The sequence below is a fragment of the Paracoccus indicus genome, from assembly GCF_003056335.1.
GTDB lineage: Bacteria > Pseudomonadota > Alphaproteobacteria > Rhodobacterales > Rhodobacteraceae > Paracoccus > Paracoccus indicus.
The window spans coordinates 504,846-521,122 of record NZ_PYWA01000001.1; the positions used below are offsets into that span (position 1 = coordinate 504,846).

Consider the following 16,277-nt stretch of genomic DNA (forward strand, 5'->3'; position numbering starts at 1 on the left):
GTTTTGCGTGTTTGGCATGAAACAGGGACATGGCTACTCGCGACAAAGGAACGGTTTTGCTTCATTAACCTATCACACAAACCCGTGAGCGGTTAAGCCTGTTGGCAGATGCCATGTCGGGACGATTGCCACGATGCCGATACTGACCCTTCGCCTGATGGGCCCGGTCGAGCTGACCGGCCCGGCCGACCTGCGCTTGACGCCGCGCGGGATGCGGGCACGCGGCGCATTGGCCGCCATCGGCACCGCACGGTCCATGCGCATCACCCGGGCGCGGCTTCAGGATCTGCTGTTCAGCGAACGCGACCCCGAACAGGGCAACGCCAGCCTGCGCCAGGTCCTGCGCGAGATTCGCATCAGCCTTGGCCCGCACCGCGAGGCATTGCTCTCCGGTCCCGGCTGGGTGGGTCTGGACCCGGCGATCATCCAGCTGGACATGACGGCCCGCCCCGCCGCCGACGGCCAGATCCCCGAGTTCGCCTCTGATCTGGACATCCCCGACCCCGAATTCGAGGATTGGCTGCGCGACGCCCGTCAGGCTGCGCAGGTCCGCGCCCCTGCGGTCGCTGAATCGGCGCTGCCGGATCTGGTGCTGGGGACGCCCGTATCCACCAGCCAGGACGCCATGGTGCTGGCAACGATGATCCTATCCGAGGCGGCGGGACGCACTGCCGACCTGCTGCCAATCGCGATCCATGATGCCGATGCCGCGCCCGCGGGGCCGCATATCCAGATCACCTCGCTGGCCAGCCTGCAGGCAGAGGTCTTCAACCTGTCGGCAATGCTGACCCACCGTCCCAGTGGCCGCGTGCTGTGGTCGCAGCGGATGACCTGCCCGCTGGGCGAACTGGGCGCGCAGATGGGGGATTTCACCGCGCGCTGCTGTCTGGCGATGGTGCAGGTGGTGGATCAAGGGCGGGCGCTGGGGGCGGCTAGCGGAATCTCGTTCGGGGATGTCTTCAGCTTTTCCGCCGACCGTCTGGCCCGCGCCGACAAGGTTCTGGAACATCTGGGCGACAGCATCACCCCCGCCGTTACCCTGTCGCTGCGGGCATGGATCCGTACCACCTATGCCTTCGAGCGTCTGACCGACGACCCCGGCCGCGCCATTTCCGAGGCCGCCGAACTGGCCGCCCGCGCGCGTGAGGCCGCCCCCTTCCACGCCACCGCGCTGGCGGTGAATTCGGTCATCGAGGCCTATCTGGACCGCGACCAGATCGCCTATGACCTGGCGCGTCAGGCGGTCATGGCCGATGGGCAGAACCCGCTGGCACGGCTGTCGCTGTCCCGCGCGCTGGCAGGCATTGACCGGCTGGAGCAATCGGCCGCCGAGGCGCAGGCAGGCTTGGGGCAGGCGCTGTCCAGTCTGAACCCCGCCAACTGGCACCTTGGCATCGGCGTCGCCAAGATGCGCGCGGGCGATCTGCCCGCCGCCATCCATCACCTCGAGGCCGTGCATCGCTTTGCCCCGGACAACCGCCCTGCCCTGCGCTTTCTTGCGGCACTGCGCTATGCGGTCAAGGATGAGGCCGGCGCACGAAAGGCCTTGCAGGCCCTGCAGCGGCTAGAGCCGGATTTCAGCCTGGATCTGATGGGCAGCGACGGCTATCCGGTCGACACGCTGCGCCGTCTGGGCCTTCTGCAGGTGGCGAAGTCGCGGCTGGTCTAGGCCAGCGCCGCCAGCAGCTGACCGTGCAGATTTGGGCCCGCGACGATCAGCCCGTCGACCTGCGCGCGGGGGCTGTTGAACTGCATCGGCTTGCCGCGACGGTCGGTGACGCGGGCGCCTGCGCGTTCGGCGATCAGGCTGCCCGCCGCGATGTCCCATTCCCACGCGGCCCGCAGCGATAGGGCGGCATCGAAGCGTCCCTCGGCGGCCAGCGACAGACGCCATGCCAAGGATGACCGGAACTCGCGCTTGAACGGCGGCATGACGCCGCTGCGCCAGTATTGCGCATCGGATATGGCACGATAGGTCAGCACCCCTGCCCCGTCGATGTCGGGATCGGTCGGCGCTATGGGCTTGCCGTTCAGCAGCGCCGGGCCGTCGGCGGTGGCGGTATAGGTCAGGTCCAGCACCGGCAGATGCACCACGGCGGCGATGATGCGGCTGCCATCGGCAACGGCCAGAGAATGCGAAAACCCGTCCTGCCCGTCGATGAAGGCCCGCGTGCCGTCGATGGGATCGACGATGAAGCAGCGCTGCGCGTCTAGGCGGGCGGGGTCCGCCTCGCTCTCCTCGGACAGCCAGCCGTAATCGGGGCGTTCGCCCGTCAGCAGCGACAGCATGGCGTCGTTGACGGCCAGATCGGCCTCGGTCACGGGACCGGCGCCGCCACCCTTGTCCCATGCCACCGGATCGCGCCGCCAGAAGCCCATGGCGATCCGACCCGCCTGACGGGCCGCGCGGGTCAGCAGGTCAAGATCGTCGTCATGCGCCCGCAACGGTCATCCCCTGCACCAGCAGGCTGGGCACCTGCAGGCCGCGCCACGGCAGCGCGTCGTCCGCTGCGACCAGCGTCATCAGCATCTCGCGCAGGTTGCCCGCGATGGTGCACTCGTTGACGGCATGGGTGATCTGGCCGTTCTCGACCCAGAAGCCCGCCGCGCCGCGCGAATAATCCCCTGTCGTCCCGTTGATCGAGGCCCCCAGCATCGAGGTCACCACCAACCCGCGCCCCATCTGCGCGATCAGCTGGTCCTGGCTGACATCGCCCGGCGTCAGGATGACATTGCTGTTGGCGGGGGACGGCGCCGATGCAAGCCCGCGGGCCGCCGAGGCGGTGCTTTCCATCCCCAGCTTGCGGCCCGTCGCCAGATCCAGCGTCCAGCCCTGCAGGATGCCGCCCGCCACGATGTCGCGGGGGCGCGTGGCCAGACCTTCGGCATCGAAGGGACGGGACGAGGGATAGCTTGGGCGGTGCGGATCCTCCGACAGGGTCATATGCGCGGGCAGAACCGCCTCGCCCATGTCGCGGCGCAGCCAGCTGGCACCCCGCGCGACCGCCGATCCGTTCACCGCCGACAGCAGATGCGCGATCAGCGATGACGACACGCGCCGGTCGAACAGGATCGGAAAGGCCCCGGTAGGGGGCTTGCGGGCCCCGGCGCGGGCCAGCGTGCGTTCGGCGGCCAGCAGGCCGATTTCCTCGGGGGTGGGCAGATCGACGGCGAAGACGCGGGATTCGCCGGCATAGTCACGCTCCATCCCCGTGCCCTCGCCGGTGATGGCCACGGTGGAAATCACATGACCCGTCCGCGCATAGCCCCCTGAAAACCCGTTCGAGGCCGCCATCCACATCCGCCGGTGGCTGTAGCTGGCATTGGCGCTTTCGATCTGGCTGATGCCCTTGACCGACAGGGCCGCGGCCTCGGCGCGCAGGGCCATATCCTGCAAGTGGGCGGGATCGGGTTCGGGCAGGCCGTCGCAGATGCGCAGGCTGTCGGCATCGCGGACCGTCGCCAGCTGGTCGGGATCAGCCAGCCCCAAGTTGTCGTCCACCGGCGCCTCGCGCGCCATGGCGACGGCGCGGGCGGCCATCTGGGCGATGGCATCCGACGAATGATCCGAGGATGAGACCGCCGCCTGACGCCCGCCGATCAGCACCCGCAACCCGATGTCGATGCTCTCGGCGCGTTCGGCCTGTTCCAGCGCCCCGCCCCGCACGTCGATCCCCACCGACCGGCCATCGATGGCCAAGGCATCCGCCTGATCCGCGCCTGCGCGGCGGGCCGCATCGACCAGCGCCTCGGCCAGATGTTTCAAACGGTCGGGATCGGCAGAGGAGACGGTCATGCAATGCTCGTGTTCATGAATGGGGACGACGGGCCGGGGTCGCGGTGGACACCGGCCCGTCGCAGGGGCATGGTTACTTGACCTGCTGCCCGTTTGCAAAGATGGACCCGCCCTCGCGGAATTCCAGTTCGGTGGTCAGCGTCTCGGGGTCGTCCTGCGACGGGCGGGCGAACATCGCCAGCATCATGCGCAGGCCCATCATCTGCTGTTCGGGGGCGATGCCCATGGCGACGGCATTGTCCAAGAGCGCATTGATGCCGGTGAAGCTGCCCTGAACCTTGCCGACGGGCTGGCTGGGATTATCACCGAAGGTCAGATCACCGGTGACGTCCGCCGTCGCGCCCACGGCATCCAGCGAGATATCCTTGATGGACAGCTGACGCGGCAGGAAGGGCGCCTTGTCGGATTCGGGATCGGCGAAATCGGGGTCCATGAAGTCGGTGACCAGAACGGCCGTTCCTTCCAGGTCGATGTTCAGGCTGGCCGGATCATGGGGCAGAGTCGATTGCGGGTCGATCGCCTGCCAGATCTGGTCGTTCAGCGCCAGGTCCTTCAGGCCGTAAGCCAGCGCGAAGGGCTGTTCCTGATCGGATGCGATCATCGGCATCGCCAGCCGCATGGTGTTTTCCGCCGCCGTGTATTCGATCGCGAAGGGCAGATCGTCCGAGGTCATGCTGACGGCGATCTGTTCGGCCTCGCCGTCATAGCGCAGGCTTTCCTTGTCCATTGCCATCGAGACGGTGCCGTTCTGCGCGCCGAAAGTGCCCTGTGCCTTGTTGACACGGTCCTCGGCCACATCATGCGAGCTTGCGTCGAAGTCGCCCTGGATATTGCCCAAGGCAAAGGTCACATCGCCCGAATAGCCGGCCTTCAGCGCCCCCGAGGGGTCCGAGGCCATGTCGAAATCTCCCGAAGGCAGGGTGCCCTTGCCGTTGAAGGTCAGGTCCTCGATGGTGATGTCCGAGGCGAAATCGTCCATCGGCGGGTTCTCGGGGTCGGGCCGGGGCGCGCCCTCGGGCAGATCGGCCGGATCGAAATGCGCCGGACCCGAGGCCTTGATCGCCATCACGGTCGTCGCGACGGCGCCCTCGAAGCTCTGGCTGCGGGTGCCGTCGGCGTCCTTGGTGGTCGACTGGCTGGCGGTCATGTCGGTCAGGGTGACGGTGACCGGGGTTTCGTTCACCTTGTCCTGGCTGCGGCCGTTCACGATCATCTTGGGGACGGTGAAGGCATGCTGCATCGCATCGGGCGTGCCGGTGGTCAGCGTCTCGTTTCCGGGGGCGTCGATGGACAGGGTGAAGCCGACCGGCTTGTCGTCATCCGTCTGCCCCTTCATCTGCAGGTCCATCTGGCCGTCGATGACCGAACGCACGTCACCGCCACCGGTCTGCTGCATGGTGATCTTCGGGATGCTCAGCGACATGTCGCCCTGCGCATCCCTGGGCGTCAGCACCAGATCCGTCACGGTCAGCGTCTGGCCCGCGTCATCGGTCGCGCCGATCTGCATGTCATAGCCCATCTGGCCATAGGTCTGCTGCAGGCTGTCCCAGACCTGGGCCGGGGTCACATCCGCCAGCACGGGCCCGGCCCCGACGACCAGGGCGATGACTGAGGTGGCAATCGGGCGATACATGGCAAAAACCTTTCGGACGCGGAATGTCTGAGGAATTCTTGCCACAGCGCCCATCGAAGGTGAAGGGAACTGTTCGTGATCCACGCGGCCCTTCGAATTGCGCAGGCCGCGTGGGACACTGGTGTCAGGCGTAGACGGCTTCCTTGCCGAAATGGCGGCACAGCATGTAGTAGACGACGGCCCGGTACTTGTTGCGGTCGCTGCTGCCGTATTGCTCCATCACGGTCTGGATGGCACCGTCGAGCCCGTCATCGTCGGAAAGCCCCAGCTTCTTCTTCAGATAGCCCTCGCGCACGCGGTCGACCTCGGACTTGTCGCTGGCGGCGATGGTTTCGGAATCCGCGCTGTAGATCGAGGGCCCGCAACCGATGGTGACCTTTCGCAGCAGGTCCATGTCGGGTGTCTGGCCCAGCTTGGTCTCGATGTCTTGCGCGTATTTGGCGATCAGGTCGTCACGTTTGCCCATGGGCACCTCCCGGTCGAAAGAAACAGCTTGTCTGAGACACGAGAGGTCAGCTTGGCCGCGGCATCATCATTTATCAAGCGTTTCGCACCCGGTGTGGAACGATGTTCCGGCGGCGCGGTTCTGTGGGAATGCCCTGTTTCGATCGCGGCAGGGCCGTGCCAAAAGATGTCCTTATTTGCCAACCGCCGCTTGTGCAGTCGCGGGCAAGCCCGCATCTAAGGGCCAAGAACACAAGGAGAATTCCGATGCGCAACCTTGCCGTCGCCGCCGTTTTGGCCCTGACCACCGCCCTGCCCGCCGCCGCCGACACGATCCGCGTCGGCATGTCGGGGGGCTATTTCCCCTTCACCTTCACCCGCGCAGACGAACTGCAGGGCTTCGAGGTGGACTTCATGCGCGCCATCGCCGAGGAGACCGGCGATGACGTGGAATTCGTCACCATGTCCTTTTCGGGCCTGATTGGCGCGCTGGGTTCGGGTCGCATCGACACCGTCGCCAACCAGATCACCATCACCCCCGAACGCGAGGCGACCTTCGCCTTCACCCAGCCCTACGTCTATGACGGCGCACAGGTCGTCGTGAAGAAGGGCAACGAGGATACGATCACCGGCCCCGAAAGCCTCAAGGGCAAATCGGTCGCGGTGAACCTCGGCTCGAACTTCGAGACGCTGCTGAACGAACTGCCCTATGCCGATGAGATCGACATCCGCACCTATGAAAGCAACATCACCCAGGATACTGCGCTGGGCCGGATCGACGCCTTCGTGATGGACCGGGTGTCTTCCTCGCAGGTGATCGCGGAAAGCCCGCTGCCGCTGGCCCTGGCCGGTCAGCCGTTTTCGGAAATCCGCAACGCCCTGCCCTTCCGCAATGACGACGAAGGCAAGGCCCTGCGCGACCGCGTCGATGCGGCCATCACCACGCTGAAGGAAAACGGCAAGCTGGCCGAGATTTCGCAGAAATGGCTGAACGCCGACGTGACCCAGCCTGCTGCCGCGGCTGAATAACATGCGGGGATTGGACACCGCCTACATGCTGGACCTGATCCCCGTGATCGCCAGCTATGTGCCGCTGACCCTGTTCATGGCCATCGTTGCGATGATCGCCGGCCTTGCGCTGGCCATCGTCATGGCGGTCATCAGGGTCATCCGCGTGCCTTGGCTGCATCGCGTGGTGGCGGTGTTCATCAGCTTCTTCCGCGGCACGCCGCTGCTGGTGCAACTGTTCCTGTTCTACTTCGGTCTGCCGCAACTGGTCCCGGCGTTGAACAACCTGGACGGAGTGACGGCGGCGATCATCGGCCTGACACTGCATTTCTCGGCCTATATGGCCGAGAGCATCCGGGGCGCGATCATTGGTGTCGACCGCAGCCAGTGGGAGGCTGCGCAATCCATCGGCATGACGCAAAAGCAGGTGCTGACGCGGATCATCCTTCCGCAGGCGTCGCGCACGGCGGCGCCGACGCTGATGAATTACTTCATCGACATGATCAAAGGCACCTCGCTGGCCTTCACGCTTGGCGTGACCGAGATGATGGGCGCCGCGCAGAAAGAGGCCTCGAGCACCTTCCTCTACCCCGAGGCATTCCTGGTGGTCGCGGTCTTCTACTGGATCATCGTCGAGGTTCTGTCCGTGGGACAACGGCAGTTGGAAACGAGGCTTGGAAAGGCGGTATCGCGATGAGCTGTCAGATCGACATCGACGGGCTGGTCAAACGCTTCGGCGACAACACCGTGCTGAACGGGATCGACCTCTGCCTGCAACCGGGAGAGCGCGTGGCGATCATCGGGCCATCGGGCACAGGGAAATCGACGCTGCTGCGCTGCCTAAATTACTTGGATCGCCCCGATGAAGGGCGCATCACGGTCGGCGATCTGACGGTGGATGCGACGACCGCCCAGAAGTCGGACATCCTGGCGCTGCGCCGCCGGACGGGTTTCGTGTTCCAGAACTACGCGCTTTTCGCCAACAAGACCGCCCGCGACAACATCATGGAAGGTCTGACCACTGTGCGTGGTTGGTCCAAATCCAAGGCGCAGGCCCGTGCGGATGAGATCCTGTCGCAGATCGGGCTGGGCGATCGTGGCAACAGCTATCCCGCCGCCATGTCGGGCGGACAGCAGCAACGCGTTGGCATTGGGCGTGCAATGGCGCTGGATGCGGATCTGCTGTTGTTCGACGAACCGACAAGCGCCTTGGACCCCGAATGGGTGGGCGAAGTTTTGGACCTGATCCGCCGCATCGCGGATGGCCGCCAAACCATGCTGATCGTGACCCACGAAATGCAATTTGCCCGCGAGATCGCGGACAGGATCGTTTTCATGGAAGGGGGACGCATCGTCGAGCAAGGCCCGCCCGATCAGATCTTCGGCAATGCTCAGGATGATCGGACGCGGGCGTTCCTGCGGCGAGTGGGCTGATCAGAGGCCCGCGACCTCGTAATAGGCTTGGGTGTCGGCCTGATCGTCGAATCCGATGCCCGATGCGATGATGCAGCTGGTCTGATCGTCGCGGGCGGCGACCAAGGTCCATGTGCCCATCTGTTCCGATCCCCACAGCTTAGTGCCGTCGGCATTCGTGGTATCGACGGGCAGCTCGTTGAAATCATGCTCCAAGGTCGCAGCGATCTCGGCATCGGCCGCGCAATAGGGTTGATCCTCGGTCGACTCGGCCGAGACGGGCATGGTCTGGACGTCGCGCAGCAGGGTTGCGGTGTCGACATCCTTCATCGCGCTCCAACCCTGAATGGGGTTGTTGGCGGTTGCAGCCAAGGAGGGCATGGCCGTCAACAGCGTCACGCTGCCGACCATGGCAAGGCGGGCGATGCGGGTTGCGGTGCGGGTCATGGGTTCAGCCTCTTTCTGCGTTCTTTGCGTCGTCATGTCAGCAAAACGCGGGCTTTTCGCGCAAAGTTCCCCTGTCCCTTGGGTCAGGCCCATTGCCGGGCCAACCGCAGGCGCGCCTGAAGCCCCTCGGGCTGGTGCAGGAACTCCAGCCGCCCGCCATGCTGCGCGGCGATGGTCGAGACGATGGCAAGCCCCAGCCCGACCCCCGATTGTCCCCCCGCATTCTCGCCCCGCTGGAAGGCGCCAGTCAGTCGCGCCATGTCGGTCTCGGTCAGGACCGAGCCGCGGTCGGTGACGCTGATCCAGGCCTCGTCGGGGGTGGCATCGACGCTGACGACGGCCTCGCGCCCGTACTTCAGCGCATTGTCTATCAGGTTCGTCAGGGCGCGACGCAAGGACGTCGGCTGACCGCGCATCACCACGGCGTGGCTTTCGACGATGGGGCGGGTGACGGCGCGGGCGAAGATGGTGCCTGCGCGGGTCGGACGCGGCGCGGGATCGACGATGCTGACGGGCAGCCCCACGTCCTGGTAATCGGCCACGACCGCCTCGGCCAGCGATGTCAGGGACAGGCGTCGGAAGGGTTCGGCCCCGATCTCGGCGCGGGTATAGGTCAGCACGCCGTCGATCATGGTCGTCATCTCGTCGATGTCGCGGTCCAGCTTGTCGCGCAGGGCGGCATCCTCGATCAGGGCGGTCCGCAGGCGCAGGCGGGTGGCGGGGGTGCCCAGGTCGTGGCTGACCCCCGACAGCACCAGCGCCCGGTTTTCCAGCGCGGCACGGTCCTGCGCCACGAATTGGTTCACGGCATGGGCGGTCTGGCGCAATTCCTCGACCCCGCCGACGGGCAGGGCGGCGTTGCGGGCGCGGTGATCGCCAAGGGCCTGTGCAAAAGCGGCAAAGGCGCCCGAGACCTCGGCCACCCAGCCCAGCAGCAGGCCCAGACCCGCGATGGCGATGGCCGCGGCGGGCAGCCTGCGGTCGGCAGGGGCGGCGGCACAGCCCCAGACATCGTCGCCGTCCACCCGCAGCCAGGGGCCGGTGTCCATCTGCACGAACAGGCGCGGATCGCTGCAAAAGCGCGCCAGGGTCCGCGTGACCGATGCCAACCCCGCCGCCTGCGTCCCCCCGCCGACGCTTTCCACGCGCGATGCCGGATACTGGATGTCCGGCGACTGGATGCGCAGCGACAGGCGTGCCCCGCGTGCCAGGTCGGGCCGCCCGCCGCCGGTCAGGGTGATCACCGTCTGCCGCCAGCCCGCAGGCAGGGCGGGCGCGTCGCGCAGCTGCGTCAGGCTGACACCGGGCGGCAGGGCGCTGCCGTTGTCCAAACTGTCGTGAAGCGCCAGCCCCGCGACATAGGCCTGCGTCAGATGCGTCCGCCAGGCGGCGTTGCTGGCCATCCACATCCAGACGGCCACGCCCCCGAACAGCATCGCCAGCACCACCCAGAGGCTGGCCAGCCTGCGCAGGCTAAGCCGGGTCATCGGCGGTGACGCGGGTCGAGAGGACATAGCCGGTGCCGCGCTCGGTCCGGATCAGGGCGGGGTCGGTCTTGTTGCGCAAGCGGCCCACCAGCACGTCGATGGCGCGACCCTCGGCGGCATCATCGTCGTCCAGGGCGGCGGCGATCTCTTCGCGGGTCAGGGGGATCAGGGGGTTGGCCAGGAAGATCCGCAGCAGGGCGGTTTCACGCGATGACAGGGATACCTGCCAGCCGCCGGGTGCGGTCACCTCGTTGCGGGTGGCGTCATAACGCCAGCCCTGAAAGACCAGCACCCCCTCGCGGCGGCGGTGGGTCAGGCTGGGGGCGCGACCTGCACGGCGCAGGACGGCGCGGATGCGGGCCAGCAGCAGGTCGGGGTTGAAGGGCTTGGCGATGTAATCGTCCGCCCCGACCTGATAGCCCGCCATCCGCTGGTGATCCGCCGAGAGCGCGCTGACCATGATGATCGGCACATCCTGCGCGGCCCGGATCTCGGCGCAAAGCGCCACGCCGTCGTCGTCGCCCAGGGACACGTCCAGCAGGATCAGGTCCACCCGCCCCGCCTTCAGCGCCGACAATGCGCCCAAGCGGTCGTTCGCGGTGGTGACGTGAAAGCCCTGCCGTTGCAGATAGGCGGCCAGCATCGCGGCCATGTCGATGTCGTCTTCCACCAGCAGCAGGCGATGCAGGCTCATGTTCGTGGTCCCCCCTGTCGTCGCCTTAACATCGGCGGGCGGGGCTTCGGTAACAGTTTGTAACGTCACGCGGGGATTTCTTCTTGGCGCATGGCTGGGATGCGTTGCGGGCATGGCTGCCCATCTGCCATCATCATCCCAGCAGGCAGAGGACCGAATCCGCCTGAACAAGATCTGGGAGGATCCATGTATTTGAAATCCGTTCTGGCGGCCTCGACCGCCGTGATGCTGGCCGGCCCCGTGATGGCCGAACCGACCGCCGAAGTCCTGCACTGGTGGACCTCGGGCGGCGAGGCGAAATCCGTCGCCGTCCTTCAGGACCAGTTCAAGGCCGAAGGCGGCACCTGGACCGACATGCCCGTCGCGGGCGGTGGCGGCGATGCCGCGATGACCGCGCTGCGTGCCCGCGTCCTGTCGGGCAACGCGCCCACCGCCGTGCAGCTGAAGGGCCCCGCCATCCAGGAATGGTACGAGGAAACCGGCCTGGCCGACATCAGCGCCGTGGCCGATGAAAACAACTGGGCCGACGTCCTGCCTGCCCAGATCGCCGAGCACATGAAGTGCGAAGGCCAGTGGTGCGCAGCCCCGGTCAACGTCCACCGCGTGAACTGGCTGTGGGGCAACAAGCAGATCCTGGACGAGCACGGCATCGAGATGCCGACCACCTGGGACGAATTCAACGCCGCCGCCGAAAAGTTGCAGGAAGCGGGCGTCACCCCGCTGGCCCATGGCGGTCAGGCATGGCAGGACGCGACCATCTTCGAAACCGTCGTCCTGGGCCTTGGCGGCCCCGAGTTCTTCCAGAAGGCCCTGGTCGATCTGGACCCTGAGGCGCTGCAGTCCGACACGATGAAGCAGGTCTTCGACGAGATGCGGACCATCCGCGGCTATGTCGACGACAACTTCTCGGGTCGTGACTGGAACCTGGCCACCGCGATGGTCATGAACGGCGAAGCCGCCTTCCAGATCATGGGCGACTGGGCCAAGGGCGAATTCCTGGCCGCGGGCAAAGAACCGGGCACCGATTTCGTCTGCGCGCAGACCCCGGGCGAAGGCTTCCTGTACAACGTCGACAGCTTCGCCTTCTTCGAGCTGGACGGCGAGGACAAGCAGCAGGGTCAGGCGCTTCTGGCCAAGCTGATCATGGGTCCGGAATTCCAGAAGACCTTCAACCTGAACAAGGGCTCGATCCCGGCCCGCACCGACGTCGCACTGGACGATTTCGACAGCTGCGCCGTCGAATCGAACAAGGCGATGAACGCCGGTGCCGAGGACGGTTCGCTGCTGCCCAGCTATGCCCACGGCATGGCCCTGCGTGGCGCGCCCGCCGGTGCGATCACCGACGTGGTGACCGCGCATTTCAACAGCGACATGTCCTCGGACGATGCCGTGCAGCAACTGGTGGATGCCGTCGCCAACGCGATGTGATCACCGCATGACGGCCCCGCGCCTTGGCGGTCGCCAGGGCGCGGGGTTTTTCTTTGGAGGTAGTCCGAAAAATGGAATGGCTTGAACGCAACGTCCCCAAGATGGTGCTGGCGCCGTCATTCGTGGCGATCATGATCTTCGTCTACGGCTTCATCGCCTGGACGGCCTGGATCAGCTTCACGAAATCGCGCCTGATGCCGAAATACGATCTGGACGGCATCGGTCAATACGAGCGCCTGTTCGCCGCCCCCCGTTGGGATGTGGCGATGAACAACCTGTTCATCTTCGGCGGGCTGTTCATCGTCATCTCGATGGCGATCGGGCTGGCGCTGGCGATTTTCCTCGACCAGAAGATCCGCGCCGAGGGCGTGCTGCGCACCATCTATCTGTATCCGATGGCCCTGTCGCTGATCGTGACCGGCACCGCGTGGAAATGGATCCTGAACCCGGGCCTGGGAATCCAGGAGACCGTGCGCGGATGGGGCTTCGAAAGCTTCACCTTCGACTGGATCATCCGCCCCGACATGGCGATCTATGTCATCGTGCTTGCGGCCGTCTGGCAGGCCTCGGGCTTTGTCATGGCGCTGTTCCTTGCGGGCCTGCGGTCCGTCGATGGCGAAATCATCCGTGCCGCCCAGGTCGACGGCATCCCGACGCATCGCATCTATTCCGCCATCATCATCCCGACGATGGCCCCGATCTTCCTGTCGGCCTTCATCGTGCTGGCGCACCTGGCGATCAAGGCCTTCGACCTTGTCATCGCGCTCACCGGCGGTGGCCCCGGCTATGCCACCGATCTGCCCGCGACCTACATGTACGCCATGGCGTTCTCGCGCGGTGATCTGGGTCAGGCGGCATCGTCGGCCATGATCATGATGATGGTCATCTTCGCCATCGTCGTTCCCTATCTCTACAGCGAATTGAGGCCGCGCCATGACAAGTAAGACCATGCTGCGGGCGGGGCTGTACCTGATCCTGATCCTGTTCGCCCTGTTCTACCTGATGCCGCTGTTCGTCATGCTGACGACCTCGCTGAAAAGCCTCGAGGAGATCCGCACCGGCAGCCTGCTGGCCCTGCCCCGCGACATCACCTTCGCCCCCTGGGTCGAGGCCTGGTCCACCGCCTGCGCCGGCACCCAATGCGAGGGCCTGCGCCCGTTCTTCTGGAACAGCGTGCTGATGGCGGTGCCTGCGGTGATGATCTCGACCGTGGTGGGCGCGCTGAACGGATACGTCTTCGCGCAGTGGCGCTTCCGCGGCGCGAACCTGTTCTTCGCGATGATCCTCTTCGGCTGCTTCATCCCCTTCCAGGTCGTTCTGCTGCCGATGGCGCAGATGCTGGGCCTGATGGGGCTCGCGGGGTCGATCCCGGGGCTGATCTTCGTCCATGTCATCTATGGGCTTGGCTTCACCACACTGTTCTTCCGCAACTACTATGTCACCATTCCGCAGGAACTGGTGCGGGCGGCCAAGGTCGACGGGGCGGGCTTCTTCCGCATCTTCTGGTCGATCTTCCTGCCGATCTCGCTGCCGATCATCACCGTGTCGGTCATCTGGCAGTTCACGCAGATCTGGAACGACTTCCTGTTCGGCGTCAGCTTCAGCGGGGCCGGGTCGCAGCCCGTGACCGTCGCGCTGAACAACATCGTCAACTCCACCACCGGCGTCAAAGCCTACAATGTCGACATGGCCGCCGCGATCATCGCAGCCCTGCCGACCTTGCTGGTCTATGTCGTCGCCGGAAAATACTTCATTCGCGGCCTGACCGCCGGTTCCGTGAAAGGGTGATCCCATGCCGATCCTCGAAATCGACCACCTGCAGAAATCCTATGGCGAGACCCATATCCTGCACGACATCAACATCAGCATCGAGGAAGGCGACTTCCTGGTGCTGGTCGGGCCTTCGGGCTGCGGCAAGTCCACGCTGCTGAACTGCATCGCGGGGCTGGAGCCGATCAGCGGCGGCAATGTCAGCATCGCGGGGCGCAACGTGACGGGCGTGTCCCCGAAGGACCGCGACATCGCCATGGTGTTCCAGTCCTACGCGCTCTACCCGACGATGTCGGTCGCCAAGAACATCACCTTCGGGATGAAGGTGCGCGGCGTCGACAAGGCGACCCAGGACAAGAAGCTGGCGCAGGTCGCCAGCCAGCTGCAGATCGAGCCGTTGCTGCACCGCAAGCCCGGTCAGCTGTCGGGCGGCCAGCGCCAGCGCGTCGCCATGGGCCGCGCCCTGGTGCGCGACCCCAAGCTGTTCCTGTTCGACGAACCGCTGTCGAATCTGGACGCGAAACTGCGCGTCAGCATGCGGACCGAGATCAAGAAGCTGCACCAGGATCTGAACGCATCCATTGTCTATGTCACCCACGACCAGATCGAGGCGATGACGCTGGCCACCAAGATCGTCGTCATGAAGGGCGGCGTGATCCAGCAGATCGGCACGCCGGCGGAAATCTACAACCGTCCGGCGAATATGTTCGTGGCCGACTTCATGGGCAGCCCGGCGATGAACCTGATCCCGGCCAAGGTCCGCGCCGAAGGTGGCCAGACCCGCATCCAGATCGAGCGTCCGGGCGATGCGCCCCTGGTCATCACCGATCCGGTGGCGCGCAACCTGCCCGCCGACATCATCCTGGGCGTCCGCCCCGAGGACATCCACGAGGCCACGGGCAACGCCCATCTGCCCGGCACCGCCGAAGGCGCGGGTGGCGATGTGATGATCGACATCGTCGAACCTGCCGGTGCCGATACCTTTGCCGTCACCCAGTTGGGCGGCAAAGCTGTCACTGCCCGTCTGCGGGCAGAAAGCGCCGTCAAGGCACGCCAGCCCTTCCCTCTGGCGTTCGACCTCTCGAAAGTGTCGTATTTCTCGCCTAGTGATGGCGAAAGGCTGAACTGAGGAAGGGTGACGGCGATGGCGATGCTTCTGGGGGATGTGGGTGGAACCAATGCGCGGCTGGCGATCGCCCGCAACGGGGCCATCGATGCGGCGACGGTCACCCGGTTCCGGGGCGACGATTTCGCCAGCTTCGATGATGTGGTGCGCCAATACATGGCCGAACAACATCAACCGCATGTCTCGTCCATGTGCATCGCCGTCGCCGGTCCGGTCAGCGGTGGTCGGGCCAGCCTGACCAACCGCGACTGGTCCTTTGACGAAACCCATCTGGCGCGGCTGACCGATGCCGACCAGGTGCGTCTGATCAACGATCTGACCGCGCTTGGCTATGCCACGCCGGTCCTGTCAGGCGAGGGCGTCAGCCTGCTGCGTCCCGCCCCCGAGGATCGCGCCCGCAACGGCCAGTCGCTGGTCGTGGGACTGGGCACAGGCTTCAACGTCTGCGCCGTGCGCGTCCTGCCCGGCGGCGCCATCACCGCGCTTGAGGCGGAAGAGGGCCACACCCATCTGCCCGCCAACATCATGGCCATGCTGGTCGACCGCGTCGGCGCTAATGCCGCCGCGGGCTTCTTCTCGACCGAGGAGACATTTGCCGGGCGCGGGCTGTCGCGCCTGCATGCGGCCATGACCGGCACCGAACCGGTCCGCAGCGAACAGATCGCTGCCGCGATGGAGGCGGGCGATCCCGATGCCATCGCGACCTATGATTTCTTCACCGAACTGGTGGGCCTGCTGTGCCGCGAACTCGCGCTGCGCTTCATGCCGCTGGAGGGGCTGTTCCTGGCGGGCAGCGTCGGGCGCAGCATCGCCGACCGGATGGCGCGTTTCGAGCCTGCCTTCCTGTCGCAAAGCCACATGGGCCATATCCCCGGCAACACGCCGGTCCTGCTGATTCGCGACGACATGGCGGCGCTGCACGGCTGCCTCGCCGCGCTTGGCTGAATATCGCCGCCCCACATAAAGGTTAACGCCCCGGCCCCGGTTTTCCCCAAGTATTGGTGGATTTCGCGGGGTGATCCTGTTTCAAT

General features: G+C 65.7%; 16 protein-coding genes. 9 read left to right on the top strand and 7 right to left on the bottom strand.

All coding sequences use genetic code 11. The features are described from left to right. Positions 1-133 precede the first annotated feature (133 nt). Entirely contained in the window at positions 134-1,669 is a 1,536-nt protein-coding gene (locus tag DDE75_RS02555; protein ID WP_108500791.1) for an SARP family transcriptional regulator, read from the top strand. On the opposite strand, the gene DDE75_RS02560 is transcribed toward DDE75_RS02555, so the two are convergent. The 4 genes from DDE75_RS02560 to DDE75_RS02575 form a co-directional block, all read right to left on the bottom strand. Continuing rightward, entirely contained in the window at positions 1,666-2,445 is a 780-nt protein-coding gene (locus DDE75_RS02560) for an inositol monophosphatase family protein (protein WP_108500792.1), read from the bottom strand. The two genes, DDE75_RS02555 and DDE75_RS02560, sit on opposite strands and share 4 nt — an antisense overlap. Further along, complete coding sequence (locus DDE75_RS02565; RefSeq protein ID WP_108500793.1) at positions 2,432-3,796, bottom strand: TldD/PmbA family protein; 1,365 nt, start codon at positions 3,794-3,796, stop codon at positions 2,432-2,434. The genes DDE75_RS02560 and DDE75_RS02565 overlap by 14 nt, the downstream gene beginning before the upstream one ends. Before the next feature lie 73 nt (positions 3,797-3,869). Beyond that, positions 3,870-5,429, bottom strand: a complete 1,560-nt coding sequence (locus tag DDE75_RS02570; protein ID WP_162798878.1) for a DUF2125 domain-containing protein — start codon at positions 5,427-5,429, stop codon at positions 3,870-3,872. A 124-nt stretch (positions 5,430-5,553) separates the two neighbouring features. After that, on the bottom strand, positions 5,554-5,895 hold the full coding sequence (locus DDE75_RS02575; protein WP_108500795.1) for a DUF2853 family protein: 342 nt from the start codon (positions 5,893-5,895) through the stop codon (positions 5,554-5,556). 245 nt (positions 5,896-6,140) lie between these two features. Between DDE75_RS02575 and DDE75_RS02580 the strand changes: the two genes are divergently transcribed. The 3 genes from DDE75_RS02580 to DDE75_RS02590 are packed head-to-tail and all read left to right on the top strand — an operon-like array spanning position 6,141 to position 8,315. After that, positions 6,141-6,902, top strand: coding sequence for an amino acid ABC transporter substrate-binding protein (locus DDE75_RS02580; protein ID WP_108500796.1), 762 nt, complete (start codon positions 6,141-6,143; stop codon positions 6,900-6,902). Position 6,903: 1 nt separating this feature from the next. Beyond that, positions 6,904-7,578, top strand: coding sequence for an amino acid ABC transporter permease (locus DDE75_RS02585; RefSeq protein WP_108500797.1), 675 nt, complete (start codon positions 6,904-6,906; stop codon positions 7,576-7,578). Next, the gene (locus DDE75_RS02590) at positions 7,575-8,315 is read left to right on the top strand and encodes an amino acid ABC transporter ATP-binding protein (protein ID WP_108500798.1); all 741 of its coding nucleotides are present in this window, start codon (positions 7,575-7,577) and stop codon (positions 8,313-8,315) included. The genes DDE75_RS02585 and DDE75_RS02590 overlap by 4 nt, the downstream gene beginning before the upstream one ends. Here DDE75_RS02590 and DDE75_RS02595 read toward each other — a convergent pair whose 3' ends face one another. From DDE75_RS02595 to DDE75_RS02605, 3 genes are all read right to left on the bottom strand, one after another. Continuing rightward, complete coding sequence (locus DDE75_RS02595) at positions 8,316-8,741, bottom strand: hypothetical protein (RefSeq protein ID WP_108500799.1); 426 nt, start codon at positions 8,739-8,741, stop codon at positions 8,316-8,318. An 83-nt stretch (positions 8,742-8,824) separates the two neighbouring features. Further along, complete coding sequence (locus tag DDE75_RS02600) at positions 8,825-10,228, bottom strand: ATP-binding protein (protein WP_162798879.1); 1,404 nt, start codon at positions 10,226-10,228, stop codon at positions 8,825-8,827. After that, positions 10,215-10,922 (bottom strand): response regulator transcription factor, encoded by a 708-nt coding sequence (locus DDE75_RS02605; protein WP_108500801.1) that lies wholly within the window; start codon positions 10,920-10,922, stop codon positions 10,215-10,217. Before DDE75_RS02605 ends, DDE75_RS02600 begins: the two co-directional genes overlap by 14 nt. A 186-nt stretch (positions 10,923-11,108) precedes the next feature. On the opposite strand from DDE75_RS02605, the gene DDE75_RS02610 reads away from it, so the two are divergent. The 5 genes from DDE75_RS02610 to DDE75_RS02630 all read left to right on the top strand — a co-directional run bounded on the left by DDE75_RS02610 (position 11,109) and on the right by DDE75_RS02630 (position 16,191). Further along, a complete protein-coding gene (locus DDE75_RS02610; protein WP_108500802.1) occupies positions 11,109-12,350 on the top strand; it encodes an ABC transporter substrate-binding protein in 1,242 nt (413 codons plus the stop codon). A gap of 71 nt (positions 12,351-12,421) precedes the next feature. Then, complete coding sequence (locus tag DDE75_RS02615; RefSeq protein WP_108500803.1) at positions 12,422-13,294, top strand: carbohydrate ABC transporter permease; 873 nt, start codon at positions 12,422-12,424, stop codon at positions 13,292-13,294. Further along, positions 13,284-14,138 carry a carbohydrate ABC transporter permease gene (locus DDE75_RS02620; RefSeq protein WP_108500804.1) on the top strand — a complete coding sequence of 285 codons (855 nt, stop codon included), beginning with the start codon at positions 13,284-13,286 and terminating at the stop codon, positions 14,136-14,138. The genes DDE75_RS02615 and DDE75_RS02620 overlap by 11 nt, the downstream gene beginning before the upstream one ends. A gap of 4 nt (positions 14,139-14,142) precedes the next feature. Then, a complete protein-coding gene (locus DDE75_RS02625; RefSeq protein WP_108500805.1) occupies positions 14,143-15,249 on the top strand; it encodes an ABC transporter ATP-binding protein in 1,107 nt (368 codons plus the stop codon). Positions 15,250-15,264: 15 nt separating this feature from the next. Further along, positions 15,265-16,191, top strand: coding sequence for a glucokinase (locus tag DDE75_RS02630; protein ID WP_108500806.1), 927 nt, complete (start codon positions 15,265-15,267; stop codon positions 16,189-16,191). The last annotated feature ends 86 nt before the right edge of the window (positions 16,192-16,277 follow it).

Bases quoted from the DNA above. Each gene is read 5' to 3' on its own strand.
- DDE75_RS02555 (WP_108500791.1), top strand. From the start codon at position 134: ATGCCGATACTGACCCTTCGCCTGATGGGCCCGGTCGAGCTGACCGGC.
- DDE75_RS02565 (WP_108500793.1), bottom strand. From the start codon at position 3,796: ATGACCGTCTCCTCTGCCGATCCCGACCGTTTGAAACATCTGGCCGAG.
- DDE75_RS02570 (WP_162798878.1), bottom strand. From the start codon at position 5,429: ATGTATCGCCCGATTGCCACCTCAGTCATCGCCCTGGTCGTCGGGGCC.
- DDE75_RS02575 (WP_108500795.1), bottom strand. From the start codon at position 5,895: ATGGGCAAACGTGACGACCTGATCGCCAAATACGCGCAAGACATCGAG.
- DDE75_RS02580 (WP_108500796.1), top strand. From the start codon at position 6,141: ATGCGCAACCTTGCCGTCGCCGCCGTTTTGGCCCTGACCACCGCCCTG.
- DDE75_RS02585 (WP_108500797.1), top strand. From the start codon at position 6,904: ATGCGGGGATTGGACACCGCCTACATGCTGGACCTGATCCCCGTGATC.
- DDE75_RS02590 (WP_108500798.1), top strand. From the start codon at position 7,575: ATGAGCTGTCAGATCGACATCGACGGGCTGGTCAAACGCTTCGGCGAC.
- DDE75_RS02595 (WP_108500799.1), bottom strand. From the start codon at position 8,741: ATGACCCGCACCGCAACCCGCATCGCCCGCCTTGCCATGGTCGGCAGC.
- DDE75_RS02600 (WP_162798879.1), bottom strand. From the start codon at position 10,228: ATGACCCGGCTTAGCCTGCGCAGGCTGGCCAGCCTCTGGGTGGTGCTG.
- DDE75_RS02605 (WP_108500801.1), bottom strand. From the start codon at position 10,922: ATGAGCCTGCATCGCCTGCTGCTGGTGGAAGACGACATCGACATGGCC.
- DDE75_RS02610 (WP_108500802.1), top strand. From the start codon at position 11,109: ATGTATTTGAAATCCGTTCTGGCGGCCTCGACCGCCGTGATGCTGGCC.
- DDE75_RS02615 (WP_108500803.1), top strand. From the start codon at position 12,422: ATGGAATGGCTTGAACGCAACGTCCCCAAGATGGTGCTGGCGCCGTCA.
- DDE75_RS02620 (WP_108500804.1), top strand. From the start codon at position 13,284: ATGACAAGTAAGACCATGCTGCGGGCGGGGCTGTACCTGATCCTGATC.
- DDE75_RS02625 (WP_108500805.1), top strand. From the start codon at position 14,143: ATGCCGATCCTCGAAATCGACCACCTGCAGAAATCCTATGGCGAGACC.
- DDE75_RS02630 (WP_108500806.1), top strand. From the start codon at position 15,265: ATGGCGATGCTTCTGGGGGATGTGGGTGGAACCAATGCGCGGCTGGCG.